26 protein-coding genes are annotated in these 25,568 nt (G+C 62.9%); 7 read left to right on the top strand and 19 right to left on the bottom strand.

Features of this window, described 5'->3' with window-relative positions:
• Window positions 1–108: 108 nt before the first annotated feature.
• A complete protein-coding gene (locus KG698_RS02400) occupies window positions 109–3,852 on the bottom strand; it encodes an efflux RND transporter permease subunit (protein ID WP_213683946.1) in 3,744 nt (1,247 codons plus the stop codon).
• Window positions 3,849–5,096, bottom strand: coding sequence for an efflux RND transporter periplasmic adaptor subunit (locus tag KG698_RS02395; protein WP_213683945.1), 1,248 nt, complete (start codon window positions 5,094–5,096; stop codon window positions 3,849–3,851). The genes KG698_RS02400 and KG698_RS02395 overlap by 4 nt, the downstream gene beginning before the upstream one ends.
• Window positions 5,097–5,342: 246 nt before the next feature.
• Between KG698_RS02395 and KG698_RS02390 the strand changes: the two genes are divergently transcribed.
• Both KG698_RS02390 and KG698_RS02385 read left to right on the top strand, forming a co-directional pair.
• The gene (locus tag KG698_RS02390) at window positions 5,343–6,020 is read left to right on the top strand and encodes a hypothetical protein (RefSeq protein WP_213683944.1); all 678 of its coding nucleotides are present in this window, start codon (window positions 5,343–5,345) and stop codon (window positions 6,018–6,020) included.
• A 68-nt stretch (window positions 6,021–6,088) separates the two neighbouring features.
• The gene (locus KG698_RS02385) at window positions 6,089–7,432 is read left to right on the top strand and encodes a PQQ-binding-like beta-propeller repeat protein (protein ID WP_213683943.1); all 1,344 of its coding nucleotides are present in this window, start codon (window positions 6,089–6,091) and stop codon (window positions 7,430–7,432) included.
• 12 nt (window positions 7,433–7,444) lie between these two features.
• Here the strand turns inward: KG698_RS02385 and KG698_RS02380 are convergent, their stop codons facing one another.
• Complete coding sequence (locus tag KG698_RS02380; RefSeq protein ID WP_213683942.1) at window positions 7,445–8,095, bottom strand: ElyC/SanA/YdcF family protein; 651 nt, start codon at window positions 8,093–8,095, stop codon at window positions 7,445–7,447.
• On the bottom strand, window positions 8,086–9,672 hold the full coding sequence (guaA, locus tag KG698_RS02375; protein ID WP_213683941.1) for a glutamine-hydrolyzing GMP synthase: 1,587 nt from the start codon (window positions 9,670–9,672) through the stop codon (window positions 8,086–8,088). Before guaA ends, KG698_RS02380 begins: the two co-directional genes overlap by 10 nt.
• A gap of 161 nt (window positions 9,673–9,833) precedes the next feature.
• Here guaA and KG698_RS02370 point away from each other — a divergent pair, with 161 nt between their 5' ends.
• Window positions 9,834–11,384 (top strand): trimethylamine methyltransferase family protein, encoded by a 1,551-nt coding sequence (locus KG698_RS02370; protein ID WP_213683940.1) that lies wholly within the window; start codon window positions 9,834–9,836, stop codon window positions 11,382–11,384.
• Window positions 11,385–11,387: 3 nt separating this feature from the next.
• Here KG698_RS02370 and KG698_RS02365 read toward each other — a convergent pair whose 3' ends face one another.
• Window positions 11,388–11,639 carry a DUF6477 family protein gene (locus tag KG698_RS02365; protein ID WP_213683939.1) on the bottom strand — a complete coding sequence of 84 codons (252 nt, stop codon included), beginning with the start codon at window positions 11,637–11,639 and terminating at the stop codon, window positions 11,388–11,390.
• A gap of 205 nt (window positions 11,640–11,844) precedes the next feature.
• Between KG698_RS02365 and KG698_RS02360 the strand changes: the two genes are divergently transcribed.
• Together KG698_RS02360 and lipA are read left to right on the top strand one after the other, a co-directional pair.
• Complete coding sequence (locus tag KG698_RS02360; protein ID WP_300982820.1) at window positions 11,845–13,002, top strand: DUF6456 domain-containing protein; 1,158 nt, start codon at window positions 11,845–11,847, stop codon at window positions 13,000–13,002.
• A 96-nt stretch (window positions 13,003–13,098) separates the two neighbouring features.
• On the top strand, window positions 13,099–14,049 hold the full coding sequence (gene lipA, locus KG698_RS02355) for a lipoyl synthase (protein WP_213683938.1): 951 nt from the start codon (window positions 13,099–13,101) through the stop codon (window positions 14,047–14,049).
• On the opposite strand, the gene KG698_RS02350 is transcribed toward lipA, so the two are convergent.
• The 4 genes from KG698_RS02350 to hpt all read right to left on the bottom strand — a co-directional run bounded on the left by KG698_RS02350 (window position 13,970) and on the right by hpt (window position 16,357).
• Window positions 13,970–14,947: a c-type cytochrome gene (locus KG698_RS02350; protein WP_367114019.1), complete on the bottom strand. Its 978-nt coding sequence runs from the start codon at window positions 14,945–14,947 to the stop codon at window positions 13,970–13,972. The genes lipA and KG698_RS02350 overlap by 80 nt on opposite strands.
• Window positions 14,948–14,998: 51 nt before the next feature.
• Window positions 14,999–15,466, bottom strand: a complete 468-nt coding sequence (locus KG698_RS02345; protein WP_300982819.1) for a cytochrome c — start codon at window positions 15,464–15,466, stop codon at window positions 14,999–15,001.
• 133 nt (window positions 15,467–15,599) lie between these two features.
• Window positions 15,600–15,785, bottom strand: coding sequence for a hypothetical protein (locus tag KG698_RS02340; protein WP_213683937.1), 186 nt, complete (start codon window positions 15,783–15,785; stop codon window positions 15,600–15,602).
• Entirely contained in the window at window positions 15,785–16,357 is a 573-nt protein-coding gene (gene hpt, locus KG698_RS02335; protein WP_213683936.1) for a hypoxanthine phosphoribosyltransferase, read from the bottom strand. Before hpt ends, KG698_RS02340 begins: the two co-directional genes overlap by 1 nt.
• 90 nt (window positions 16,358–16,447) lie before the next feature.
• On the opposite strand from hpt, the gene KG698_RS02330 reads away from it, so the two are divergent.
• Window positions 16,448–16,912 carry a type II toxin-antitoxin system RatA family toxin gene (locus KG698_RS02330; protein ID WP_213683935.1) on the top strand — a complete coding sequence of 155 codons (465 nt, stop codon included), beginning with the start codon at window positions 16,448–16,450 and terminating at the stop codon, window positions 16,910–16,912.
• 5 nt (window positions 16,913–16,917) lie between these two features.
• On the opposite strand, the gene KG698_RS02325 is transcribed toward KG698_RS02330, so the two are convergent.
• From KG698_RS02325 to purB, 4 genes are all read right to left on the bottom strand, one after another.
• Complete coding sequence (locus KG698_RS02325; RefSeq protein ID WP_213683934.1) at window positions 16,918–17,973, bottom strand: FliG C-terminal domain-containing protein; 1,056 nt, start codon at window positions 17,971–17,973, stop codon at window positions 16,918–16,920.
• A gap of 125 nt (window positions 17,974–18,098) precedes the next feature.
• Window positions 18,099–18,650: a tetratricopeptide repeat protein gene (locus tag KG698_RS02320; protein WP_213683933.1), complete on the bottom strand. Its 552-nt coding sequence runs from the start codon at window positions 18,648–18,650 to the stop codon at window positions 18,099–18,101.
• Window positions 18,651–18,799: 149 nt separating this feature from the next.
• The gene (locus KG698_RS02315) at window positions 18,800–18,964 is read right to left on the bottom strand and encodes a carbohydrate-binding module family 14 protein (protein ID WP_300982818.1); all 165 of its coding nucleotides are present in this window, start codon (window positions 18,962–18,964) and stop codon (window positions 18,800–18,802) included.
• A gap of 149 nt (window positions 18,965–19,113) precedes the next feature.
• Window positions 19,114–20,421, bottom strand: a complete 1,308-nt coding sequence (gene purB, locus KG698_RS02310) for an adenylosuccinate lyase (protein ID WP_213683932.1) — start codon at window positions 20,419–20,421, stop codon at window positions 19,114–19,116.
• A 176-nt stretch (window positions 20,422–20,597) separates the two neighbouring features.
• On the opposite strand from purB, the gene KG698_RS02305 reads away from it, so the two are divergent.
• Window positions 20,598–20,927 carry a DUF6314 family protein gene (locus tag KG698_RS02305; RefSeq protein WP_213683931.1) on the top strand — a complete coding sequence of 110 codons (330 nt, stop codon included), beginning with the start codon at window positions 20,598–20,600 and terminating at the stop codon, window positions 20,925–20,927.
• Here the strand turns inward: KG698_RS02305 and KG698_RS02300 are convergent.
• From KG698_RS02300 to KG698_RS02275, 6 genes are all read right to left on the bottom strand, one after another.
• Complete coding sequence (locus KG698_RS02300) at window positions 20,912–21,454, bottom strand: TetR/AcrR family transcriptional regulator (RefSeq protein WP_213683930.1); 543 nt, start codon at window positions 21,452–21,454, stop codon at window positions 20,912–20,914. The two genes, KG698_RS02305 and KG698_RS02300, sit on opposite strands and share 16 nt — an antisense overlap.
• A 1-nt stretch (window position 21,455) precedes the next feature.
• Window positions 21,456–21,887: a hypothetical protein gene (locus KG698_RS02295; RefSeq protein ID WP_213683929.1), complete on the bottom strand. Its 432-nt coding sequence runs from the start codon at window positions 21,885–21,887 to the stop codon at window positions 21,456–21,458.
• Window positions 21,888–22,026: 139 nt separating this feature from the next.
• Complete coding sequence (locus tag KG698_RS02290; protein WP_213683928.1) at window positions 22,027–23,208, bottom strand: ammonium transporter; 1,182 nt, start codon at window positions 23,206–23,208, stop codon at window positions 22,027–22,029.
• 183 nt (window positions 23,209–23,391) lie between these two features.
• Window positions 23,392–23,865, bottom strand: a complete 474-nt coding sequence (locus KG698_RS02285) for a CinA family protein (protein WP_213683927.1) — start codon at window positions 23,863–23,865, stop codon at window positions 23,392–23,394.
• Complete coding sequence (locus KG698_RS02280) at window positions 23,862–24,356, bottom strand: phosphatidylglycerophosphatase A (protein WP_213683926.1); 495 nt, start codon at window positions 24,354–24,356, stop codon at window positions 23,862–23,864. The genes KG698_RS02285 and KG698_RS02280 overlap by 4 nt, the downstream gene beginning before the upstream one ends.
• Window positions 24,353–25,516, bottom strand: coding sequence for a bifunctional 2-C-methyl-D-erythritol 4-phosphate cytidylyltransferase/2-C-methyl-D-erythritol 2,4-cyclodiphosphate synthase (locus tag KG698_RS02275; RefSeq protein ID WP_213683925.1), 1,164 nt, complete (start codon window positions 25,514–25,516; stop codon window positions 24,353–24,355). The genes KG698_RS02280 and KG698_RS02275 overlap by 4 nt, the downstream gene beginning before the upstream one ends.
• Window positions 25,517–25,568: the final 52 nt, after the last annotated feature.

Genomic DNA, 25,568 nt, shown 5'->3' with positions numbered 1-25,568 from the left:
AAGGATGCGATTTTTCGTACGAAAAATCGCGCCCAGCCTTGCCATTTGTGCCTATTGGTCTTGTGCGTATTTCACGAAAAGCGAAGGGGGGATCTGCCCCCCCTTCGCTTATTCAGCGGCGCGCAGCGGTGGGGTAAGCGGGTCGGTTTGGTCTTCGCCGCTTGGCGGGTCTGCGACGGTGGCCATCTCCGCCCTCGGATCTTCATCCCAAAAGATCATCGGGTTGTGGAGCCTGCGCGCTTGGCGGTTCAGCGCCCAATCCTGTGCGCTGCGGCTCATCTTGTCCGCGCCCATTCGTGCCAAGGCGCGCGCGACCCATCCCATGATCGTCCAGAACCAAATCCGCAACGCCAAGAGCGAGGGGGTAAAGACCAGCGTCAGCACGGTCGCGATCCCAAGCCCAAAGACCACGGCAGTGGCCAGTTGTTTCCACCACAATGCCGTGGGGCTATCGACGGTATAGCCGCCATTGCCGAAATCGAGGCTGATGCCGAACATCATCGGTGTCAGACCGGCCATGGTGGTGATGGTGGTCAATAGCACAGGGCGGATACGCGCCTCGACCGTGCGGGTGATCGCCTCGAGCCGGGGCATGTAGCGGGCGTATTCTTGATAGGTGTCGATCAAGACGATGTTGTTGTTCACCACGATGCCCGCTAGCGCCACGATGCCTGTGCCGGTCATGATGATGGAGAAGGATTGATCCATCACCAACATGCCGATCAGCACACCGGCGGTGGACAAGATCACCGCCAAAAGCACCAGCACAGAGTTATAGACCGAGTTGAACTGCGCGAGCAAAATGATGAACATCAGCCCAAGTGCGGCACCGAAGGCTTGGCCAAGGAAAGCTTGGCTTTCGGCCTGTTCCTCTTGATCGCCGGCCCATTCCCAACTGACCGAAAGGGGCAGGGGGGATTGTTCGGCCAACCATGCGCTGACCACGGCAATGCGCTCATTGGCATTGATTGGCACCGCCAGATAGGCCCCAAGTGTCAGCCCATTGGCAAGCTGATCGGTGGTTTGCTCGCCCAAGCGCTGAAAGATCTGCCAATCGCGGCCAGTGGCGCTGAAATCGGGCGCTGCCGCGCTGGTGCTATCGGCCGCGTCAAAGGCATAGGCCAGCGCGGTGCCATCGCCATCTTCAATGCGGTAAAGCCCTGTCAGCACATCGGCTTTCACATCCAACACGCGGCTTTGGTCGATACGGTTGATCTCGGCCAGTTGCGGGGCAGGGGTGTAGCGCACGAAGTTCGACAAGGGCACCAGCCCGTCGCGGGTGCGCACGCGCAAGGTGTCGAGCGTCGAGAGAACGCGCGCCTCTTCGGGAAAGCGCACGCGGATCTCGATCTCTTCATCCGAGGTCGGCACCCGCATCGTATCAAGCAAGATCCCGCGCGTGACCAGCTGCACCATCGCGCCTACGGTCGCCACATCCGCGCCAAAACGGCCCGCCGCCTCGACATCGACATCGATCTGCCAATCGATACCGGGCAGGGGCAGGGTATCTTCGACCAGCGTCAGGCCGGGCAGCGTGTTGAAATAGCCCCGCGCGATATGGGCTGCGGCTTGCAGCTCGTCCCAATTATCGCCCGACAGGCGCAGGTGCAGCGGCTTGCCGCTGGCAGGCCCGCGCGATTGCGAAAAGATCTCGGTCGCGATACCGGGCAATTGGTCAAGGCGCTCTTGCAGGCGGGCAAGGATCAGATCGCCATCGGGGCGTTGGCCCCAAGGCTCGAGGTCAAGCTGGATCTGGCCGATTGTGTCGACGGGGGCCGCCACACCGCCGGTGTTGTTGTTCAACCCGCCGTCGCCCGCAAAGGCAAAGACATCGCGCACGCCCTCGGTATCGATGACCAGCGCCTCGACCTGACGCACGATTGCGTCTTTCTCGGTGACCGACAGGTTGCCGCGCGCGCGCACATAGACGATGGCGTTCTCAGGCTCGCTTTCGACGAAGAACTCGACGCCGTTATTGTTCTCGCCGAAATAGGCGAAGGTCCAGATCACAAAACCGATGACCGCCCCGATTGAGACCAGCGGCATCACCGGGTTGCCGACGATGGCATGGATCACATGGCCAAAGGGCGTGCGGCGATAGCCCGCTTCGACACGGGCGGTGCGGGTGGCGGGCGCAAGCGTGCCCATCATCGCCGACATGGCGGTCGCTGCCAGTACGAACAAGATTGCCCCCGGTGCCATGCGGATCATTGGCGCGGCATCGGCGGGCATATCGATCAGCACACCGGGGTTGATCATCTGCATCGCGGCCATGAACATGAGGTAAGCCACCACAAGCGTGATCGCGACACGCGCGGCATACCACGGCACCAGCGCCAGGGTCACGGCGCTTGCCCTGTCAGTGAGCCGCGTGAACCGAGCGGCCACACCGCCCAAAACCGGCAGATAGACCAAGGCCACGATCAGCGAGGCCGAGAGCACGAAGATCATCGTCACAGGCAGCATGCCCATGAATTCACCCGGCACGCCGGGCCAAAAGAGCATCGGCAAAAAGGCGCAGAGCGTGGTGGCGGTCGAGGCCACGACCGGCCAGAACATCCGTTTGGCCGCATCCGTATAGGCCTGCATGGGCCGCGCGCCGGCTTGCAGCCGCTTATCGGCATATTCCACCACCACAACCGCGCCATCGACCAGCATGCCGACGGCCAAGATCAGGCCGAACATCACGATGTTCGAGATCGGCACCCCCATGATGCCCAAGAGCACGAAGGCCAGCATGAAGGATGTGGGGATCGCAAAGCCCACCAACATGGCCGACCGCGTGCCAAGGGCGGCCAAGACCACCACCATGACCAGCGCGATGGCGGTCAAGACCGACCCTTCGAGTTGGCGCACCATGTCGGCCACGGTCACCGATTGGTCCAGCGTGGTGTCAACATGCACCGATTGTTGCAACTCTTCGGGCCATGTGCTGCGCACATCATCGACCGTGGCGCGCACAAGGGCGGCGGTGTCCATGATGTTGAAGCCTTGGCGCTTGACCACTTGCAGGGCCACGGTCGGCTCGCCGTTGAAACGTGCAGTGCCGGTGCGGTCCTCATAGGTTAGTCTGATCTCGGCCAATTCGCCCAAGGTGACAACGCGGTCGCCATTGACCGTAATCGGCAGGTTATAGACATCGGCTGGTCCATCGAAGCTTGCGGGGATCTTGACCGAGATCGCCCCGCCTTCGGTCGTCACCTCGCCTGCGGCGATGAGTTGGTTATTGTTGACCACGGCCCCGATCAGATCGGCGGCGGTGACGTCATAAGCCTCAAGCGCGAGCGGGTCGAGGATGACCTCGAGCATCTCGTCGCGCGTGCCGGCAAGACCTGCTTCCAGCACCGGCGTCAGCGCCTCAAGCGCTGTCTGCATCTCGGTGGCCAGACGGATCAGCGTGCGCTCGGGCGCGTCGCCTGACAGGGCGACGATGATGATCGGAAACTCCGAGAAATTGATCTCGCTGACGGAATAGCTTTCGGCACCTGCGGGGAATTGCGCCTGCGCGCGGCCCATGGCGTCGCGCAAATCGGCGATGGTGGCCGATTTATCCCAGCCAAACTCGAACTCGACGAAAATCCCGGCAAAGCCTTCGGCGGCGGTGGCGGTGATGGTGGTCAGACCGTCGAGATCTTGAAACTCCGCCTCCATCGGGCGGACGAGCAGACGCTCGCTATCCTCGGCGGAAATGCCGGGAAAGGGAACCGAGACGAAAAGCCCCGGAATATCGATATCGGGTTCACCCTCTTTCGGAAGGCCCACATAGGCGGCGGTGCCCACGACCAGCGAGAGCACCACGAAGGCCACGACCATGCGCGCACGGCTGGCGGCCCAATCGATCAAGCCTGTCATTGCGTCACCTCGTCATAACTCACACGCACCGCGACACCATCGGTGACGAATTCTTGGCCCACAACGATCACCTCTGCCGTTTCGGCAAGCCCCGTCAGCCACACACCATTGGCCGTGTCGCGTAGCATGCGGACAGGCACGAATTGCACCACGCCATCGATCACGGTGCGCACGCCCAAAGTGCCGCTATCATCAAGCGTCATCGCTGAGGCGGGCAAAAGATGCGCGGGAATACCCGCCGAGCGGATCAAGATATCCGCGGTCTGGCCATCGCGGATCGCCACATCGGGGTTTGGCACCGTGATCTCGACACGGAAGGTGCGGGTGCGCTCATCGGCCGAGCGGCTGACAAAGCTCACCTCACCCATCGCGTCGCGCCCCGAGGCCAGCCGCGCACCGGCGATGGCACCGACCGTCACGCGGTCAACCTGTGCTTCGGGGACAAACCCAACCAGCTTGATCGGGTCGAGCTGGATGATCCTTGCACAGGGGCTACCGGGTTGCAGGAGGCTGCCCAATTCGGCGGTGTCGGTCTCAAGATAACCCGCGAAAGGGGCCATGATGGTCAGCCGGTCAATCTCTTCTTGCGCGCGCGTCACCGCCGCCTCGGCCGAGCGGATGCCCGAGCGTGCTTGCGCCACGCCTGCCTCGCCTGATTGGATACCCGCCAGCGCGCCTTCGCGCACGGCTTCGGCCCCTGCGGCGCGGGTTTCAGAGGCAAAGCCGGATGCGCTGAGTTGTGAGGCGGCATTGGCGTCGATCTCGGCTGCGGTCAGTTGCGCGCGCGCACCGGCCAATTGCGCCTCGGCCTCGGGCAGGCGGGCGCGGGCGGATTCAAGGGCGGCCAAAGCCTCCTCGCGCGCGGTCAGCCGTGTGCCGGGGTCGATCTGGCACAAGACCGTACCCGTTTCGACATAGGCACCGGCGCGGATCGGGGTCGAGATGATCCGCCCCGCCGTTTCGGCGGCCACCGTTACGGCGCGCATCGCCTCGGTCCGGCCACGCAAAGGCACGGCATTCTCGGTAATCTGCGCGGTCGAGCGGCGCACCAAGACATGTACCCGCGTATCGGCTGCATCAGCTTGCGCTGTCTCTTGCACAACGACGCCACCTTGGTCCTCGGTCGGGATGGTGTCTTGCGGGCCAAAGCGAGCGGCGAGGTTCACCAAAGTCTCGCGTTGAAAAACGGCAAAGAAGATCGCGATACAAACAAGTGTCGCGGTGATGATCGGAAAGATGCGCATGCTAACCCTTTTTGCCGTGGGCCGTATCGCGGGCTCTGCCTATCGCGGTGCGGCTAAGCGTTTTGACGACTAGCTAAGATACGCTAAACCGACCGGTTCAGATTAGTTTTTTCTGCACCGCCGCGCAAGACTGAACCGTACTGTTTAGAAATCCCGCTGTGGCCAAGGCGCTGCAGGTCTTGCGGCCATGGGGGCCGTCGGGCTAAGACGCAGCACGCAGTGCAGTGACCGGGGGCGCGGGGGCAAATGTCGAATACCGACAGTTTCATCGATGAGGTGACCGAAGAGGTCCGCCGCGATCGGCTTTTCGCGCTGTTTCGCCGTTGGGGCTGGCTTGCGGTTCTGGTGGTGATCGGCATCGTCGCAACGGCTGCTTGGTTCGAGTATTCCCGCGCGCAAGAGCGCGCCAAAGCGCAAGCCTTTGGCGATGCGCTGTTGGTGGCGCTTGATGGTAGTGATGCGCGCGCGCGTGTGGCCGCGCTCTCGGCCATCGCAGCCGACAATGCTGAAGCACAGATCTTGCTGGCCCTTTTGGCCGCCGCAGAAACCGCGCCGGGTGCCGCCGATGCAGCCGATGTGGCCGCAGGTCTGCGCGCCGCCGCCGAGGCGGGCAATTTACCCCGGCGCTACCGCGATCTGGCCGTGCTCAAGGCTGAATTACTGGCGCCCTCAGAGCCGACCGCCGCACGGATGATCTTTGATGTGCTGGCTGCACCCGGCGCACCTTATGCAATGTTGGCCGAGGAACAGCTGGCACTTCTCGATCTGCGCGGCGGTGATACAGCGGCAGCAGTCGAGCGGCTTCAGCTAATCGCGCGCAACGCCGCCGCGACGCCGGGCTTGCAAGAACGCGCCGCGCAGTTGATTGTGGCCATTGAGGCGGGCGCAAGCCTGATCGATACCGCGCCCAGCGCGCAACCGTGACGACCGCCGCGCAAGGGCGGCATAACAGGAAGGCCGGGGGTATGACCGGACCGAAGGGCAAAGCGGGAATGGAACGCAAAATCGGCTTGGCGCTTGGTCTTTGTGCGATGGTGATCGTCGCAGGCTGCGAGCGTGAGCGGGTCTTGCCGGGCGAACGCTTCGACACGCGCACCCCCTTGGCTGCAAGCGTTCCGGGCGAAGATGGCCGCGCCGCCGCCTCTGATGTCGCGATGGCCGATGTGTCCCGTCCCATAACGCTTCCCGTGGCCAGCCGTCTTGATGCTTGGCCCAGCCGTGGCTTTGACGCGGCCAACCGCTTGCCCCATGCCGCATTGTCGGCCTCGCCGGTGGCGGTTTGGACCGCCGATATCGGGCAAGGCAACACGCGCCGCAACCGCATCGCGACCGATCCCGTGGCCAATGCAAGCGCGGTTTTCACCATTGACGCGGGCGGGCAGGTGCAAGCCACCGATTTGGCAACGGGTGGCGCGCTCTGGACCATCAGCTTGGTGCCCGATTTTGACCGTGGCGGGAACGCCTCGGGCGGTGGTCTGGCGTTGGCGGGCGGGCAGCTTGTCGTGACCACCCCTTATGGCGAGGTCTTGTCGGTCGATGCCAGCAACGGCGCGATCCAATGGCGTCAACGCCTTGGCACCGTCTTGGGCGCGCCGATCATCGCAGATGATGTGATCTATGTCGTGGGCCGCAACTCTGAGGCTTGGGCGATTTCCGCCGCTGATGGGCGGCTGCGGTGGACTATCCCCTCGACCGATGCGCCCTCGGTGCTGGTGGGCGGCGCTGCCCCCGCCGTGGCCGATGGCCGGGTCTTTCTGCCTTTTCCTTCGGGCGAGATCGTGGCGAGCTTTCCGGCGACGGGCGTGACGCTCTGGTCCTCCTTTGTTGCGGGTGGGCGTCTGGGAACGGCCTATGCCACGCTGAACGATATCACCGCCGATCCCGTGGTCGTGGGCGGCACGGTTTATGCGGGCAACCAATCGGGGCGGGTCGTGGCGATGAATGCGCGCACAGGCGCGCGGCTGTGGCAGGCGCGAGAGGGGGCTTATTCTCCCGTTCTGGCCGCGGGCGACAGCGTCTTTTTCGTCTCGGACCGCAATGAGCTGATCCGCCTTGATGCGGGCACTGGCGCACGGATCTGGGGCACGGAATTGCCGCTGTTCGAGGCCAATCGCGAACGCCGCCGCAAGGCCGTGTTCACCCATTACGGCCCGATCTTGGCCGGTGGGCGGCTGATCATCGCCTCGGGCGATGGGCTGATCCGGATGTTTGCACCCGAAAGCGGCGAGATGGTCGGCACGCTCGATCTGCGCGGCGGTGCGGCTTCCCATCCCATCGTTGTGGGCGACACGCTGCTTGTCGTCAGCACCGAGGGGCGGCTTCACGCCTACCGCTAAGGCGTTTTTTCTTTAATGCAGCCAAGTCGCACGCGTGGTCGCGTCGATACCCAAAGCGCCGCCGATGCGCCACGCGCTGTAGCGTGCGATGTTGAACCAGATCGCAAGGCTTTCGCGCAAGATCATCCCCCATCCATAGCCACGCGCGCTGCGGCGCAGCCGTTCAGAGGGGTAAAGCACCAGATCGCTTGCGCCCATTACCCTGAAGGATGCCCAAGAGCGGGGCAGATGAAACGCCTCGGTCACAAGGATCAACCGCGCTGTGGGCGCGACCATCTCAAGGCTATAAAGCGCATTGTGCAGCGTCGAGTAAGAGGCATCTTCCAGTAGAACCAAGGCCCCGCCCATGCCGGCCGCATTTGCGACATCGGCCATGCCGACCGCCGCCGTGGGCAGGCCAGCCCGCCTTGGCCCGCCGGAGAACACCACGATGGGCGCGGCACCCGCACGCGCCAGTTCCGCGCAAGCCTCCGCGCGCTTGGTGCTGGCCTGATCGATCCGCCCGGCGGTATCGACACCAGCCCCCAAGCAGATAATCGCATCCCCTTGGGGCAGGGGGCGATCCATCGGCCAAAGAAAGGTCCAAAGCAAGATCGCGACAAGCCCCGCCGCCCATAGCAGCAGGCCCGCACGGATCAATCGACCGATTTGCGCTATTCCCACTCGATCGTCCCGGGGGGCTTCGAGGTGATGTCATAGGTCACGCGGTTGATCCCCTTGACCTCGTTGATGATCCGCGTGGCGGTTTCGCCCAAGAACTCATGGCTGAACGGGTAGTAATCCGCAGTCATCCCATCGACCGATGTGACCGCGCGCAGCGCGCAGGCGAAATCATAGGTCCGCCCATCGCCCATCACGCCCACCGTGCGCACGGGCAAGATCGCGACGAAAGCTTGCCAGATCTCATCATATAGCCCGTGGCGGCGGATCTGGTCGATGAACACCGCATCAGCCTTGCGCAAGATATCGAGTTTCTCGCGCGTGATCTCGCCGGGGCAGCGGATGGCAAGGCCGGGGCCGGGGAAGGGGTGGCGGCCAATGAATTGATCGGGCAGGCCAAGCTCACGGCCAAGCGCGCGCACCTCGTCCTTGAAGAGTTCGCGCAGCGGCTCGACCAGCTTTAGCCCCATCTTTTCAGGTAGGCCGCCGACATTATGGTGCGATTTGATCGTAACCGATGGCCCGCCCGAAAAGCTGACGGACTCGATGACATCGGGGTAAAGCGTGCCTTGCGCCAAAAACGCCGCCCCCTCGATTCCATCCGCGTAATGCTGGAACACATCGATGAAAAGCTTACCGATGGTTTTACGCTTGACCTCTGGGTCGGAAACACCCTCAAGCGCGCTCAAGAACCGTTCGCTTTCTTCGGCATGGATCAGCGGCATGTTGTAGTGATCGCGGAACATGGTGACGACCTGTTCGGCCTCGTCTTGGCGCAACAGCCCGTGATCGACAAAGACGCAGGTCAGCTGATCGCCAATCGCCTCATGAATCAACACGGCCGCGACCGATGAATCGACCCCGCCCGACAGGCCACAGATGACACGCGCATCGCCCACCTGTTCGCGGATGCGCGCAATCGCCTCTTCGCGGTAGGCGCCCATGGTCCAATCGCCCTTGAACCCCGCCATACGCACGAAGTTCTCGTAAAGCTTTGCGCCATTGGGGGTGTGATGCACCTCGGGGTGGAACTGCACGGCGAAAAAGCGGCGCGCGAGATCGGCGGTGATGGCAAAGGGCGCGCCGGGCGATGTCCCAAAGACCTCAAAACCGGGTGCAATGGCCGAGACATGGTCGCCATGGCTCATCCAGACCTGCTCGCGCCCGCCGTCCGTAAACCAGCCCTTGAGGAAATCCGCCGTGTCACCCGCTGGCGTGACAAAGGCGCGGCCAAACTCGGCGGTGGCATGTTCGCCTGCCTCAACCTTGCCGCCCAGATCTTGCATCATCACCTGCTGGCCATAGCAGATGCCCAAAATGGGCAGGCCGCGCGCATAGACCGAGGCAGGCGGGCGCGGTGAGCCATCGCGCGTGACGCTATCTGGGCCGCCCGAAAAGATCACCGCCTTGGGCGCGAAATCGTCCAGAAAGGCGTCGGTGACGTTTTGATAGGGGTGGATTTCGCAATAGACCTTGAGCTCGCGCAGGCGGCGGGCGATCAGTTGCGTCACCTGGCTGCCGAAATCGATGATCAGCAGGCGGTCATGGTCGTGCGGGGCGGGGGCGGCATGCGTGCTCATGGGCAGTGCATTATGCCCCGGCGGCGATCCTTGCAAGCCCACCGGGGGGCGGGATGCAGCCCCCATGTCGCTTTCCCGCGCGAGGTGCCGCAATCCGCCCTCGCCGCGCGCGCATCGCGGTAGGAGAGCGCATCATCACCTCATGAGGGGGACTTTGGGATATGTCGGTAGAAGAACAGACAGCGGCACGGCGGGTACGCGGTGGTGGCGGCGCGGCGCGGCGCGCCTCGCGTTCGGCGGTCAGCTTCGAGACCGCGCGCTTTATCGAGCGCAATATCCCCAATTTTGAGATCCTGAACGCCGAGGCGATCGAGATCATCGAATATAATGCCGAAACCATCCTAGAAGAGATCGGCGTCAATTTCGTCGAGAACCCCGCAGCGCTTGATCGCTGGCGCGCGGCAGGTGCCGATGTGCGCGGCGAGCGGGTGCATATCCCCCGTGGGCTTGCGCGCAAATTGATCGCGACAGCCCCGTCGCGGTTCACCCAGATCGCGCGCAACCCCGCGCGCAATGTCGAGATTGGCGGCAACACGCTGGTCTTAGCACCGGTCTATGGCCCCCCCTTTGTGCGCGACCGCGAGGGTGGTCGACGCTACGCCACCATGGCCGATTTCGAGATGTTCGTGAAACTGGGCTATATGTCGAAATGGCTGCATCATTCGGGCGGCACGATTTGCGAGCCGACCGATATCCCGGTCAACAAGCGCCATCTCGACATGCTTTATGCGCATATGTCGCTGAGCGACAAACCCTATATGGGCTCGGTCACTGAACCCGTGCGTGCGGCCGATTCGGTCGAGATGTCGCGCATTTTGTTCGGGTCTGATGTCGTTGATCAGAACTGCGTCATGACCTCGCTGATCAATATCAACTCGCCCTTGACCTTTGACGCCACCATGATGGGCGCGCTCGAGGTTTATGCCGCGGCAGGCCAAGCCAGCATCATCTCGCCCTTTATCGTGGGCGGTGCGATGGCGCCCGTGTCTGTCACGGGCACGCTGACGCAAGTGCTGGCCGAAGTGCTGGCAGGCGTGGCTTATAGCCAGCTTGTGCGCGCGGGCTCACCGGTGATTTTCGGGGCCTTCGTCACCTCGATCGACATGAATTCCGGCGCGCCCACCTTTGGCACGCCTGAGGCCAGCCAGATCACCTATGGCGCGGGCCAACTCGCGCGGCGTCTGAACCTGCCCTATCGCTCGGGCGGGTCGTTCACCGGCTCGAAGCTGCCCGATGCGCAGGCGGCTTATGAAACCGCCAATTCGCTGAACTCGGCGCTTTTGTCGGGTGTGAATTTCATGCTGCATGCCTGTGGCTGGCTTGAAGGCGGGCTTGTCGCCAGCCCCGAGAAATTCGTCATGGATGCCGACCAGCTTGGCATTTTGCACAAGCTGGCCGAAGGCGTGGCCTATGACGAGAATGCCCAAGCCATGGGTGCCATCCGCGAGGTGGGGCCGGGCGGGCATTACTTGGGCTGCGCGCATACGCAAGAAAACTATGCGGCTGCCTTTTGGCGTACCGGCGTGCTGGACTACAAACCCTACGAGACATGGTCCGAAGAGGGGGGCCGCTCGACCGAGGCGCTGGCCGCCGTCAAGCTTGACAAGATGCTGGGCGACTACCAGCAGCCCTATCTTGATCCCGCCATCGACGAAGCGCTCAAGGCCTATATGGCCCAAAAGAAAGCCTCGATGCCTGACGCCTTCATGTAAGGGCTAGCGCGCGCCTGCTTGATTGCGGGCCGCGCATAACAGCGCGCTCATCACCGCGACATGGCGGCTGGGGGAATAGCCCAAGCCATCGCCAAGGCGCGCGGTGTTGAGCTTGTCTTCTTCTGCCAGCAAGACGGCAACAGGGCGGCGCTTGGCGCGGCGTTGCGCATCATGCGTCAGCGCCGCCATGCGCGCCGCTGTGATCAACAGGCGCGGGCGCAGCATGGCGGCGAGTGTCTTGGTCAATTCGGTCACGTGTCAGCCTCCTTGGGAGCAAAAACCCAAAGACCATGCTGACCCCGGCGCGCATGGTGTTGCTCACAGGCTTATCCACCGCGCGCTGGCTGCTATCCGTTTACGATTTGGCAACAAATTCGCGATTATCCACAGAATTTAACCATTCAGTAATCAATTCGCCCAAATCCTTCCGACGTTGCCTTGTAACGAGTAGGGGTGTGTTATGACTTCGGCGATTGCCGGAACCGGCCGAATTTTGCCTGATCACTGCTGCGCTGTGCTGCATCTTGCTGATTGGCTATCTGAACCCACACGCCAATACCTTGCCCATACCGCCGCCGGTCAATCGCTGCGCGAGATCGCGCGTGTGACGGGCGAGGCTCCCTCAACGATTTGCCGCCGGATCCGTCGTATCGAAGACCGTCGAGACGATCCGCTTTTCGACGAAGCTCTGCGTTTGCTTGGCGCAGAGGTGGCGCAACTGCACCAGACCCAGACCCATGCAGAGGAGCCAACGACCATGACCGCCCCTTTCAGATCGCCCCAAGGCGATGAAGGAACCATCGCCCGCGAGGCGCGCCGCATCTTGCGGCGTCTATGTGAAACCGACGCCGTGCTTGCCGTGGCGCAAGACCTTGATCGTGCCGTGGTGCTGCGCCCCGGCCCGGATGGCGAACAAACCCGCACCGCCGTGGTGGATCGCAGCGTGGCACAAGCCTTTTTGGTGAAGGATTGGATTTCCTGTCTCAAGGCGGGCCGCATCGCGCGTTATACCATCACCGCCGCAGGCAAGGCCGCGCTGCGCCGCTTGCTTGACGAGGATCGTCGCCGCCGCCAAGCCGCCCTTGGCTTTGCCGAGGCCGCGACCCCCTTTCAGGCCCAACATGCGGTTTGGGGCGTGGCCCGCGTGACCGAAGGCGGCAAAAGCCGCAAGCTACGCGTCAACCTTGCCGAATCACCGCTTGCGATATTGGGGCGGCGCAAGGGCCCCGATGGGCAGCCATTCCTCAGCCCCGCGCTGGTGCAGGCCGGCGAAAAGCTGCGCGAGGATTTCGAGCGCGCCCAGATGGGCCCGCGCGTTGGCCAGAATTGGGACCGTTTCCTGACCGGGGGCGACCGTGGCGGCTTTCTCAACGATAGCGGTCTGGCCGAGGGGCCGCGCGCCGCACGCGCGCGCGTCTCGGACGCGCTTGACGATCTGGGGCCGGGATTGGCCGATGTTGTCTTGCGCGTCTGTTGCTTTCTCGAAGGGCTCGAATCGGCCGAGAAACGGCTTGGCTGGTCGGCGCGCTCGGGCAAGATCGTTCTGAAAATCGGCCTGCAACGCTTGCTGGCCCATTACGCGGAGCGCCACGGCTTTGTCCCGGCGCTGCGCGAATGACTTGCGCCCGGCGCAAATCGGCTTGTCGAAAAATGTCATGTGCAAAGGGTCCGGATGGGGTAAACAAGCCCCATCCGGAGGAACGAGGCCCACCCAATGCGCGATCTGAAGATCCCCGACCAGCGCCACCCCGAAAAGGCGCATCGTCCCGACAATGCCCAGCCCAAGAAACCCGATTGGATCAGGGTCAAGGCCCCTAGCGGCAAGGGCTATCAGGACACAAGCCGGATCATCCGCGAGAACAAGCTGGTGACAGTCTGCGAAGAGGCGGGCTGTCCCAACGTCGGTGAATGCTGGAGCCAAGGCCACGCCACCATGATGATCATGGGCGAGATCTGCACGCGCGGCTGCACCTTTTGCAATGTCGCCACCGGCAAGCCCAAGGCGCTCGACCTGTTCGAGCCGGGGCGTGTGGGTGACGCGGTGGCCAAGCTTGGGCTGAGCCATGTGGTGATCACATCGGTGGACCGCGATGATCTGGATGATGGCGGGGCCGAGCATTTCGCGATGACTATCCGCGCGATCCGCAAACGCGCCCCCGAGACCACGATCGAGATCTTGACCCCCGATTTCCTGAAATGCGCGCCAAGCGTTCTGGAAACCGTGGTCGAAGCACGCCCCGATGTCTTCAATCACAACCTTGAAACCGTGCCGGGCTTATACCCCGAGGTGCGCCCCGGCGCGCGCTATTTCCACTCCTTGCGCCTGTTGCAGCGCGTGAAAGAGCTTGATCCGGGCATGTTCACCAAATCGGGCATCATGGTGGGCTTGGGCGAGGATCGCCAATCCGTCTTGCAAGTGATGGATGACATGCGCGCGGCCGATGTCGATTTCCTGACCATCGGGCAATATCTGCAACCCACGCCGAAACACCACGCCATCGACCGCTTCGTGCATCCTGATGAATTTGCGGCCTATGAAAAAGCCGCCTATGGCAAGGGCTTCTTGATGGTGTCCGCCACGCCGCTCACCCGGTCATCTTATCACGCAGGCGATGATTTCGCGCGGCTGCGCGATGCGCGGCTGGCCAAGCTGGGGCGAGGGTAGGGGTTACTCCACCACCGGCGGCAGTGCCTTGAGATAGGCGGCGATGGCCAGCCTGTCGGCCTCGGGCAGCATCGCCATGTTGGCGATGACCGACACCATATGCCCGCCCGCGCTGTCGAAATCGGGGGTGAAGCCGTCGTTGAGATAGGCCGCGATCTCGGCCTGCGACCATGTCAGCTTGTCCGGCGTCAGGGCCGGTATCACGCCCGTGCCGGATGGGTTGGGCGCCCCCGCCATCCATGCGGTTCCGATCAAGCCCGCCCAAAGCGTTGCGCGGCGTGTGACATTCGGCGCAATGCGCGAGCGCCTCGGCCAGATAGCGGCCACGCGCTTGCGCTTCGGTCAGATCGCCGGTGATTACGAAATCATCTTGCAGGTTCAAAAGGTTCCACGCGCCGACCGCGCGCCGGATGTTGAAGGGAAAGCCGATCTCATGCGGCAGGCTGGGGGTGTCAGATGACGGGAGCCCTTGCCAGAACGCCCAAAGATCGACCAGATCTTGCGCCTTGGCCAAGCGATAAGCGGTATAGGGAAAGGCCGGGTAATAATGCCGCCCATCGGGGCTGGTGCCATGCTGTAGGGCGGTGATGAACTCAGCTTGCGTCCAACGCCCAATGCCCTGCTCGGGATGCATGGAGATATTGGGGGCGACGAATGTCCCGAAATCCGAGGCAAAGCGCTGTCCACCCGCCAAGATCAGCCGTGCCTCACCCCTCGCATCTGCACCCGCATGGCACGAGGCGCAGCCAGCCGCCCAAAACACGGCCTCACCCGCCACGGGATCGCCCGTCAGCCCCGCCAATGCGCCTTGTGATAGCGTCGCGGGCTGTGTGGCAAGCCATGCCCCGCCAATGGCGATCGCGCCCATGGCGGCCAATGAGATCAGGATAAGGCGCATCTTGCGGTGCGGATCAGGGCGCAAAAGCGCGCGCCCTGATCGCGCCAAGACTTACTGCGGCGCGCGGTAGGCATCGTGGCACGCGCCACAGGTGCCGCCCACCGGGCCAAGGGCCGTGCGCATCGCGTCAAGCCCATTGCCCGCCTCGGCTGCAAGACCCGTGGCGGCCGCGCCAAAGGCCTGCCACTTCATCACGACATCGGGCAGGTTTTCCCAGATCGCAGGCAGGGCGCGGGTGCCCTCGATGCTCATCTCATCGGTGCCTTCGGGCCAGTGAAAGGATTGGTCCAGCATCGAGATGGCAACCAGATTGGCCGCCGCAGCCGAGGCTTGCGTTGCGTCATAGGCGGTGTTGCCGCGTGCCATATTGCCCAAAACGCCGACATTCAGCGCCATAAGCTTGAACTGGCCCTGACGCGCGCCCACGGCGGCGGGCACATCTTGCGCAAAGGTTGCGGTGGTGGTGATGGCAATGCCAGCCACGGCGGCGATGGCGGCGATCATGCTACGGGTGTTCATATGCGATACTCTCTCAAGGGTTCACGGAGCGGGTCGTCACCCTATAGGCTAGGCTCATTGGCCCAAGGGTCAAATGATGCTTTTGTTACCAAGCGCAGGGGCGGGTCAGAAAAACCGCACAGGGCGGCATATGTCAGGGCAGGATCAACCGTGGCCCATGCGGCACCCGCTCGGCGCGTAGCCATGCGGGCCAGCCGAGAAAATACTCAACTGCCGCCATCGACAGACCAATACCGCAGATCACGGCAATCGCGATCTGCTGATTGCGCGATGGCGGGTTACGCACCCAGAGCAACATCCGGATCAAGAATGGGGGCATCAGGCGTGATCATCCAACATCCGGACCTTGCCGATATAGGGCAGGTTGCGGTTGCGCTGCGCATAGTCGATGCCGTAGCCCACGACGAATTCATCGGGGATCTCAAAGCCCGTCCAATCGGCGCGGATCTCAACCTCGCGCCGGGTCGGCTTATCCAAGAGCGCGATGGTCTTCATCCGCGCAGGCCCTTTTGATTTCAACAGGTTGATCACATGATGAAGCGTGTGGCCCGTATCGACGATATCCTCGACCACCAGCACATCGCGCCCTGCGATTTCGCCGCGCAGATCCTTGAGGATGCGCACCTCGCGGCTTGATTGCATGGCATTGCCATAGCTTGACGCTTCAAGAAAATCGACCTCGACGGGCAGGTTCAGCTCGCGCACCAGATCGGCGATGAAAACGAAGCTGCCGCGTAGCAAGCCCACCACAACAAGCTTGTCGGTGCCGGAAAACACCGCCTCGATCTCGCGGGCCAGATCCTCGATCCTTGCGGCGATGGATTTGGCCGAAATCATCTGCACCACCTCATAGCGCGGTGTGGTGTTTGGCCCGCTTGACGACTGCGCCATAATGCCCCCCGGCCATCCCGGCCTGAACCCCTTGATTTCCGGCGCCCATTTTAGGACATGGAGGGTTCAGGCGAAAGGCGAAAGGCGCACATGCCGACCCATTCCGAAACCCGCAGGCTGCCCTATAGCCCTGACCAGATGTATGCGCTGGTGGCCGATGTCGCGCATTACCCGCAATTCATCCCCTGGATCAGTGCCGCGCGCGTGCGCTCGGTCACGCCCGAGGGCGATCACGCGGTGATGCTGGCCGATCTGGTCGTTGGTTTCAAAATGTTCCGCGAGCGGTTCTTAAGCCGCGTCACCTTGTGGGAAGGGCCGCGCCGCATCGATACCGAATATGTCGATGGCCCCTTCAAGCACATGATTTCGAATTGGGAATTCGCGCCCCCCGCCGATGGTGGGCCGGGCTGCGATGTGCGCTTTGCCGTGGATTTCGAGTTTCGCAACAAGATCTTGCAAGGGGCGGCGGGGCTGTTTTTTCAAGAGGCGATGCAGCGGATCGTGCGCGCGTTTGAGGCGCGCGCGCAGGCGCTTTACGGGTCAAACGCAGGCTGAACGCCTCAATCCTCGGGCGGGATCAGGCGTATCTCCCCCTCTTCCTCGAGGTTGCGGATGGCAAAGACGATGGCCCCCATCGCGGCCTCACCCTCATCAGGGCGGATCTTGCCCATATTCTCGGCCTCGCCACGGATCTGTTCGGCCAAGCGGCGCGACATGTTCTCCAGCAAGAATTCAACCGTGATCTTGGCCGATTCCATCCCTGCGGCGATGGCGCGCGTGACGGTGTTGCCATCGACCCGGCGCAAGATCTTGGGCACATCGGCGGGTTCGACCCGCTTGGGGATATGCTGAAAGGTAAAGATCGCGCGCCGCACCTCAGTGGCGAATTGCGCATCGCGCATCTCCAGCCCGCCCAAAAGCGTGTCGCGCAGACCTGCATTGACGGCATTGAGGATCGCGCCGACCCGGTCAACGGGGCTTGCACGAAACGAGCTTTGGGGTGCTGCGCGCAATTGCCCAAGCAGGTGATCACCGATCCGCGCCACCATGGCGGGTGTCACCGTGGCTGTCAGCGCCATGGCATGGGCGATCATCTCGGCGCGGTCGGCGGGCAGCTCGGCCAATAGCCCCGCCGCCTTGGCCACGCCAAGCTTGGACAGCAAGATCGCCCCCACCTCGGCGCTTTCGGACATCAGGAGCGGGGCCAGCCGCGCAACCTCGACCGTGTTTAGCCGCGCCCAAGGGTCGGTCTGATCACCCGCCTCAGCCTCGGCGCGCAGGCCGTCGCGCGCTTGCGGGGAGAGATGCGGCTCCAACAGCGATAGCGCCGCCGACAGCCCATGTGGGGCGATCAGCGCCATCGCATCGAGTTCGGCGGTAAAGTCTTGCACCACCTGCGCAAGGGTTGCGCGGTTGACCGGGCCAAGCTGTGCCATGGTGCGGGCCAGATCGGCCTGAAGTTGCGGGTGCAACCGCGCAATCCCCGGCGAAAGGTTCTGCGTCAACAACAACCGCACGATCACGGCGGCCTTTTGCTTTGCACTCAGCCGGGCAGGGGGGGTGACCACCCGCATCGATGCCTCGGCCGCGATATCCCAATCATGATGCAGGCTCATACCCCACCCGTTCCCTTGTTACACACCCAAGGGCGAGGATCAGGTAGGGGTGTTAACGGCGCGCTGACGGAAGGGCGCGATACGTCGCGGATTTGTTGCGAATTGCCGCGGTCACAAAGCCCTGCTCAATAATCATAGCCCGTGGTCGCGCCCTGCGCGATGGCCGCGGCCAAGGCGCGCTCTGGCCAACGCCCCGCACCGCCGCGCGCCCGGATCTCGGCCAGTTGCACGGCGGCCTCTTCGGGTTTGCCGCGGGTCAGATGCGCCATGCCCAGATAGGATCGCGCCAAGAGATTGTCAGGATCAAGCGCCAAGGCGCGCCCGTAATGATCAAGCCCGCGCGCCATGTCGCCCATGCTGCGCAGCGAATAGCCCAAATATGTTTGCACCATCGTGTCATCTTGGTCAGGTGCGCGTGCCAAAAGCGCCAGCGCATCGCTATGGCGCCCGGCATAGGCCAGTTCGCGTGCGACACCGATCAAGCTGGCCGGATCAGTGACAAGGCCCGTCTCATCAATCGGCACACATTCGGCCGCATCGATATCCCAGACCTGCCCATCGGGGCAGATGGTCGTTGTCTGCGTCGGCGTCGGGGGCGCGTCATCGTCCATCCCCACGGCGGCCGCCATATTGGCCACGCCCAAAAGCATCACAGCCCCGACATAAAACCCGCGCATGTTCCCTCGCCTCTTTTGCAATGATGAACGGGGAAAGTGGGTCGCGCGATCGGGGTGGCAAGTGACGCTTTCGTGAAACCCTACAAAGCAGAACGCGCGCCGGGCAAAGCCGGCGCGCGCTGATGCTGCTGGTCTGGCGGCGTTTGCGCTCAGCTTGTCGCTGAGGTCACGCAGCTTTGGGACGCGGCATCCCAAGTCGTGCCTTCGGAACAGCTCATGGTCACTTCATGAGCGCGTCCCCAAGAACATTCGGCATAGGCAAAGCCCGGCACGGCCATCAGGACAAAGGCGGCCAGGAGGGTCTTGATACGCATGTCACGTCTCCCGTTTCTGCTGCGGTCTGGTCGTCATGGTTGCAATTGAAATGGTAGCACGGCGCGGTCGAAAAACAATGACCTTGGCCGTAATGCCAAAAGTTCTTTTATTGCTGCATGAAAACAAGACCCTGCAAGGCGTCGTTTGTTCAGTTTTCGCTGAAAACCCGGGCAAAGATCGTGTCCACATGCTTGGTGTGATAGGCCAGATCGAATTTCTCGGCGATCTGCGCGGGGCTGAGTGCGGCGGTCACTTCCGGGTCAGCCAAAAGCTCGGTTTGGAAATCGCGGCCTTCCTCCCAGACCTTCATCGCGTTGCGCTGCACAAGGCGATAGCTGTCCTCGCGGCTGACACCGGCTTGCGTCAGCGCCAAAAGCACGCGCTGCGAATGCACCAGCCCGCGGAACTTGTTCATATTGGCAAGCATGTTGTCGGGATAGATCACCAGCTTGTCGATCACGCTTGTCAGACGCGCGAGCGCGAAATCGAGCGTGATCGTGGCATCAGGGCCGATCATTCGCTCAACCGAACTGTGCGAGATATCGCGCTCATGCCACAGCGCCACATTCTCCATCGCGGGCACCACGGCCGCGCGCACCATGCGCGCCAGCCCCGTCAGGTTCTCGGTCAGAACGGGGTTGCGCTTATGCGGCATCGCGGACGAGCCCTTTTGACCGGCGGAAAAGAACTCCTCGGCCTCCAACACCTCGGTGCGCTGCATATGGCGGATCTCGATCGCGATATTCTCGATGGAACTGGCGATGACGCCCAGCGTGGCAAAGAACATCGCGTGCCGGTCGCGCGGGATCACCTGCGTTGAAATGGGCTCGGGGCGCAGGCCCAGCTTGTCGCAAACATGGGCCTCGACGCGCGGATCGATATTGGCAAATGTGCCGACAGCGCCTGAAATCGCACCTGTGGCAATCTCCCAGCGGGCCTTTTCCAGACGGTTCCGATTGCGCGCCATCTCGGCATAGAAACGGGCGAAGGTCAGCCCCATGGTCACGGGTTCGGCATGGATGCCATGGCTGCGCCCGATGCGCATGGTCATCTTATGTTCCATCGCGCGCCGCTTGAGGGCGGCGAGGAGCTGATCGAGATCAGCGAGGAGCAGATCGCTCGCCCGCGCAAGCTGGATATTGAAGGTCGTATCCAGCACATCCGAAGACGTCATGCCCTGATGGACAAACCGCGCCTCATCGGCCCCCACGATCTCGGCCAGATGGGTCAGAAAGGCGATGACATCATGCTTTGTGACCGCCTCGATCTCGTCGATACGCGCCACGTTGAATTCCACATCGCGTGCTTTCCAAACAGCCTCGGCATTGGCCTTGGGGATCACGCCCAGCTCTGCCATCGCGTCACAGGCATGGGCCTCGATCTCGAACCAGATGCGGAACTTGGTGGCGGGCTCCCAGAGGGCGACCATTTCGGGGCGGGAATAACGGGGGATCATGGGCGTGACCTTGCCTTTCTTGCATGCGTGGCGCTCTCATAGGCGGCATAAGGTGCGGGAACAAGGCAAGCTGTGGCGCAAGATGACGGATGGGATGATCACTTTGGCCGATCTGGCCGGGCAGTGGATGCTCACACGCCGGATCATCGACCATCTGGGCGGGCGCGAGGGGCGCTTTGTCGGCCAGTGCCACTGGTGGCCTGAGGACAGATGGCCTGCGCCAAGAAGAGAGCGGCCTTTTGCACTACGCCGATGCCCCCCCGATGCAGGCGCATCGCCGCTATCTTTGGCAGGCTGACGGGGAAGGGCTTGTCGTTTTCTTCGACGATGGGCGACCCTTTCACAGGCTTGGCCCCGACCATCTGTCGGACCGCCATTACTGCGACCCCGATATTTATGATGTGCGTTACGATTTCAGCCAATGGCCCCTTTGGACCCAAAGCTGGCAGGTGCAGGGACCGCGCAAGAATATGTCGATCCTCAGCCGGTTTCAGCGTGGCGGATAGGCCAGATCAATCCCAAGATTGGCGGCACGGTGCATCCCCACCAGATCAAGCACCAACGCGCCTTGGATCACGGCCAGCATCGCTTTGGCCTGCGCGGTCGGGTTTTGCGTGCCAACAGGCAGTCGGGCGGCGATCCATGCCACCTGACCCACCAAGATGCGATGTGCCACCGCGCCATGCACGGGTTTGTCGCCCATCGTGGCCGACAAGATGTCAAACCAGATGCGACGATAGGGTTGAAAGGTCGGCGTGCGGTAAAGCGCGATGATCTCGCCGATCAGATCCGCTTCACTGGCCGCGGGTGCGTCGGGCAAGATCGCGTTCATTGCCCCCAGCATCTCATCGGCCAAACGTGCAAGCAGCGCCTCGATCAGATTGGCCTTGTTGCCAAAGTGATAGATCAGCATCCGATCAGAGGTGCCCGCCGCGCGCGCCAAGGGCCGCAGGCTGGCACCGGCCAAACCGACATGGCGCACATGGGCGGCCATTGCAGCCAAAAGATCGGCTTTGTTCAATAGTCCCGCCATCTCAGGCTTGGCTTTCTTCGATCATCGGGGTGGCATCGTCGTTCATGATCCGCTCGGTCTTTTTGCGCACCAAGACACTGCGCAGATCATGCATCGCTAAGAGCAAGCGATCCGTCACCTCCTCAAGATCGGCAGCCGTTGCGCGCGATTGCGCCCATTGTGTTGTCAGGTTGAGGTAATCGACCGCGCGGTGGATATCGTCGATATCGCGCTCTGCCAGCACCGCGCGCCGCGCCGCGATCCATTCCGTGATGATGGAAGTTTCATCGGCGTTGAGCACCCGCTCACCATGGGGGCGGATATTGCCGTTGCGGATATTGACGGTGGCGATCTCGTCCATCTCGATGCGGCGGTGCTTGTTATTGGTCGAGATGTGGAACACCACGGCACCGGTTTCACGCACACGGAAATAATACTCGGGTAACTCGGTCATTGACTTGCCTGTTCTCAGCTCGCGATATGACCTGCCGCCATCTTACGCCGAACCCTATCGCGTTGCGCAGGCGGTGTCAAAAGATCGCCGCCCACACCGAAAGGTGGGGCGGCGATCATGTCGCGCGATGGGGTCGCCCTCAGGACGAGATGTCGTAGGCCCGCTCGCCATGCACGGCCAGATCAAGCCCGCCTTGCTCGGTCTCTTCATCCACGCGCAGCGGTGTGATGGCGCCGACCAGCTTGATCAAAACGACGGTGACGATGACCGTGTAAAGCCCCACGATGGCCAGCCCGCCTAGTTGCGCGACCCATGCACCTTGGCCGAAAACGGCGATCATGATGGTGCCGAAAATGCCGCCCACGCCATGCACGGCAAAGACATCGAGCGTGTCATCAATGCGCAGCTTGTTGCGGATCAGCCCCACCGCTTCCTGGCACAAGATGCCCGCGATCCCGCCGATGATCAGCGCCGCGACCGGGCCGACAAAGCCCGAGGCAGGCGTGATCGAGGCAAGCCCCGCGATGGTGCCGGTGACAACGCCCACAAGGCTGACCTTGCCGTATTTCACCTGCTCCCACAGACCCCAGCTGAGCGATGCGGCAGCAGCCGAGATATGCGTGACCGTGATCGCCATGGCGGCCCCGCCATCGGCGGCCAACTGGCTGCCGCCGTTAAAGCCGAACCAGCCGACCCACAGCATCGCCGCCCCGATCATCACCATGCCGGGGTTATGCGGCGGTGTCGTCTGGTTGCGCCGGGCACCAAGGAAAACCGCCAAAACGAGCGCGGCCAGACCTGCGGTTTCATGCACCACGATGCCGCCCGCGAAATCGCGCACGCCGGTCTCGCCCAAGATACCGCCATCGGCCAAGATGCCGCCGCCCCAGATCCAATGCACCACAGGGGCGTAGCAGATCAGCATCCAAAGCGCTGAGAACAATAATACAAAGCCAAAGCCCACACGTTCCACATATGCGCCCACGATCAGCGCAGGCGTGATGATGGCAAAGGTCATCTGAAAGGCGAAAAACAACACCTCGGGCAGGCTGCCCGACAGGCTATCTGTCGTGACCCCGTTCAGGAAGGCGCGATCAAGCCCACCCCAAAGCCCGCTTTCGCCGGGGCCAAAGGCGATGGAATAGCCCAAGGCCAGCCAAAGAATGCTCATCACGCAGGCAATCGCGTAGCAGTGTAGAAACACGCTCAGCACGTTGCGCGCCCGCACCAGCCCGCCGTAAAACAGTGCCAGCCCCGGCAATGTCATGAATAGGACCAGCGCCGTGGCGACGATGATCCATGCTGTATCCGCTCCGTTCATCTCGGATTGTCCCTTCCGCAAGATGTCCCTGTGTTCGCGCGCTGCAAAGCGCGTCTTGCTTGCAAGAAAAAGCGGCAACCGGGCGAAAGGGTGCAAAGAAACTGGGCAATTCATAAAGCGCCTGAAAGTTAGGCGGTCAACGGGTGTAGTTGCATCTGATTTGGGCGAAACGTGAAGCGCCGATCACGGCCGCGCGAAACACGCAGCCATCAGCATCGCCAAGCCATGCGTAACCGCAGCCGCGCGCACATTGCTGCGCCCCAATGCGCCGAACTCGCGCGTCTCGGTCAGCACCGCGTCGCCATAGGCCAGCCCGAAACACACCCGCCCCTCGGGCTTGTGGTCCGACCCGCCGGGGCCAGCGATGCCGGTCACGGACATCGCGATCTGGGCATCCGCGCGCGCAAGCGCACCTGCGGCCATTTCAGCGGCGACGGCCTCAGAGACCGCGCCATGGGCGGCGAGCGTGGCCGCCCGCACGCCCAGCATGTCGATCTTGGCCGCGTTGGAATAGGTCACAAAACCACGGTCAAACACATCCGATGCACCGGCCACCTCGGTCAGCGCGGCGGCGATCAGCCCGCCGGTGCAGCTTTCGGCCGTGGCCAGACGCCAACCGCGATGGCGCAGCGCAGAAAGCACATCGGCGGCGGTCATGACCCGCCCATCGGCAGATGCGCGATCACGGCCAAGACCGCCACCACCATCGCCGCCAGCCAACCCGCGATCACATCATCGGCCATGACGCCAAAGGCACCCTCTTGCCGATCCGCCCAACCGACCGGGCCGGGCTTGAGGATATCGAACAGGCGAAAGGCGATAAAGGCCGTCACAATGCCCGGCCACAGCGCCCAGAAATCCGTTCCCGCCATCTGCGCACCCAATGAGACGGGCCAAAGCGCGATCCATTGGCCCGCCACCTCGTCGATCACGATCTCAGACGGGTCTTTGTCGGCTTGGCCGCGCGTCGCCTCGGACACGGCCCACCAGCCCAAACCCGTCACCGCAAGCGTGGCTGCGAAAAAGAGCCCGAAACCGCCAAGCGCATGGATTGCCCATGCCAGCAAGATCGCCGCCGCACTGCCCCATGTGCCGGGGCCGGGGCGCAGATGGCCGATGGGGCCAAGCGTGGCGATGGTGCGCATCATGGCCGCACCAGCGTGACGGTTGCCATGGCGGCGATACCTTCCTCGCGCCCGGTAAAGCCAAGCTGCTCGGTCGTCGTCGCCTTGACCGAGACGCGGGTGATCTCGATGCGCAAAAGCTCCGAAAGGCGTGCGCGCATGGCGGCTGCATGCGGGCCGATCTTGGGTCGCTCGCAGATCAGGGTCAGGTCCGCATGGGTGATGGTGAAGCCTTGGCTTGCGGCCATATCCACCGCATGGGTCAGGAAGATATGGCTTTCCGCCCCCTTCCACTGCGGGTCAGAGGGGGGGAAATGCGTGCCGATATCGCCCATGGCCAGCGCGCCATAGATCGCATCGGTGACGGTATGAAGCCCCACATCGGCATCGGAATGGCCCAATAGCCCGCGCTCATGCGGAATGGCCACACCGCAGAGCATGACATGATCGCCCGGCCCAAAAGCATGCACATCAAAGCCGTTCCCGGTGCGGATATCCATCTGGCCTGTCTCCAATATCTTGGCCGCGCGGGCGAAATCGCCGGGGCCTGTGATCTTCATATTCGCGGCGTCACCCGGCACGATGGCGACATCAATCCCGGCGGCGCGCGCGACCGCGACATCATCGGCGGCCTCGCCACTATGGGCGCGGTGCGCGGCCAAGATCGCGTTCAGGTGAAAGCCCTGCGGTGTTTGCGCCCGCCAAAGCCCCTCACGATCAACCGTGCCTGTGACCAGATCATCACCGCGCCAGAGCGCATCGGTGACAGGCAGGGCAGGGGCCGCACCCTGATGGCGGGACAGCGCCGTGATGACCGCGTCGATCACATGGGCGGGAATGCCGGGGCGGGCCACATCATGGATCAAGACCAGATCGGCCTGACCCTCCAGCGCGTGAAGGCCCGCAAGGACCGAGGCGGCGCGCGTGGCCCCCCCTTTGGCAATCGCCAGATCGCTGCGCGTGGTGCGCGGCCAAAGGGCCGGGTCGCTGTCAGGGGCCACCACCAGCATGATCATGTCGACCAAGGGATGCGCGTCAAAGGCATCAAGCGTGTGCTGCGCGATGGTTTTGGTGCCGATCTTACGCCATTGCTTGGCCACCCCGCCGCCCGCGCGCACACCTTTGCCCGCCGCGACGATCAGCGCGGCGATCTTTGGGCGTGGGTATGCGAGCCGATCAACCATGCTTGGGTGATATTCTCTGGACGCGCGCGGCACAACGGTACACAGTAAATGC

This window comes from Roseicyclus sp., from assembly GCF_018402035.1.
Lineage (GTDB): Bacteria > Pseudomonadota > Alphaproteobacteria > Rhodobacterales > Rhodobacteraceae > Roseicyclus.
This window is presented reverse-complemented; position numbering and strand designations above follow the sequence as displayed.

Excerpts from the sequence above, each read along its gene's own strand:
- KG698_RS02400 (WP_213683946.1), bottom strand. The coding sequence starts at position 3,852 with ATGACAGGCTTGATCGATTGGGCCGCCAGCCGTGCGCGCATGGTCGTG.
- KG698_RS02395 (WP_213683945.1), bottom strand. The coding sequence starts at position 5,096 with ATGCGCATCTTTCCGATCATCACCGCGACACTTGTTTGTATCGCGATC.
- KG698_RS02390 (WP_213683944.1), top strand. The coding sequence starts at position 5,343 with ATGTCGAATACCGACAGTTTCATCGATGAGGTGACCGAAGAGGTCCGC.
- KG698_RS02385 (WP_213683943.1), top strand. The coding sequence starts at position 6,089 with ATGGAACGCAAAATCGGCTTGGCGCTTGGTCTTTGTGCGATGGTGATC.
- guaA (WP_213683941.1), bottom strand. The coding sequence starts at position 9,672 with ATGAGCACGCATGCCGCCCCCGCCCCGCACGACCATGACCGCCTGCTG.
- KG698_RS02370 (WP_213683940.1), top strand. The coding sequence starts at position 9,834 with ATGTCGGTAGAAGAACAGACAGCGGCACGGCGGGTACGCGGTGGTGGC.
- KG698_RS02360 (WP_300982820.1), top strand. The coding sequence starts at position 11,845 with ATGACTTCGGCGATTGCCGGAACCGGCCGAATTTTGCCTGATCACTGC.
- lipA (WP_213683938.1), top strand. The coding sequence starts at position 13,099 with ATGCGCGATCTGAAGATCCCCGACCAGCGCCACCCCGAAAAGGCGCAT.
- KG698_RS02350 (WP_367114019.1), bottom strand. The coding sequence starts at position 14,947 with ATGCGCCTTATCCTGATCTCATTGGCCGCCATGGGCGCGATCGCCATT.
- KG698_RS02345 (WP_300982819.1), bottom strand. The coding sequence starts at position 15,466 with ATGAACACCCGTAGCATGATCGCCGCCATCGCCGCCGTGGCTGGCATT.
- KG698_RS02340 (WP_213683937.1), bottom strand. The coding sequence starts at position 15,785 with ATGCCCCCATTCTTGATCCGGATGTTGCTCTGGGTGCGTAACCCGCCA.
- hpt (WP_213683936.1), bottom strand. The coding sequence starts at position 16,357 with ATGGCGCAGTCGTCAAGCGGGCCAAACACCACACCGCGCTATGAGGTG.
- KG698_RS02330 (WP_213683935.1), top strand. The coding sequence starts at position 16,448 with ATGCCGACCCATTCCGAAACCCGCAGGCTGCCCTATAGCCCTGACCAG.
- KG698_RS02325 (WP_213683934.1), bottom strand. The coding sequence starts at position 17,973 with ATGAGCCTGCATCATGATTGGGATATCGCGGCCGAGGCATCGATGCGG.
- KG698_RS02320 (WP_213683933.1), bottom strand. The coding sequence starts at position 18,650 with ATGCGCGGGTTTTATGTCGGGGCTGTGATGCTTTTGGGCGTGGCCAAT.
- KG698_RS02315 (WP_300982818.1), bottom strand. The coding sequence starts at position 18,964 with ATGCGTATCAAGACCCTCCTGGCCGCCTTTGTCCTGATGGCCGTGCCG.
- purB (WP_213683932.1), bottom strand. The coding sequence starts at position 20,421 with ATGATCCCCCGTTATTCCCGCCCCGAAATGGTCGCCCTCTGGGAGCCC.
- KG698_RS02300 (WP_213683930.1), bottom strand. The coding sequence starts at position 21,454 with ATGGCGGGACTATTGAACAAAGCCGATCTTTTGGCTGCAATGGCCGCC.
- KG698_RS02295 (WP_213683929.1), bottom strand. The coding sequence starts at position 21,887 with ATGACCGAGTTACCCGAGTATTATTTCCGTGTGCGTGAAACCGGTGCC.
- KG698_RS02290 (WP_213683928.1), bottom strand. The coding sequence starts at position 23,208 with ATGAACGGAGCGGATACAGCATGGATCATCGTCGCCACGGCGCTGGTC.
- KG698_RS02285 (WP_213683927.1), bottom strand. The coding sequence starts at position 23,865 with ATGACCGCCGCCGATGTGCTTTCTGCGCTGCGCCATCGCGGTTGGCGT.
- KG698_RS02280 (WP_213683926.1), bottom strand. The coding sequence starts at position 24,356 with ATGATGCGCACCATCGCCACGCTTGGCCCCATCGGCCATCTGCGCCCC.
- KG698_RS02275 (WP_213683925.1), bottom strand. The coding sequence starts at position 25,516 with ATGGTTGATCGGCTCGCATACCCACGCCCAAAGATCGCCGCGCTGATC.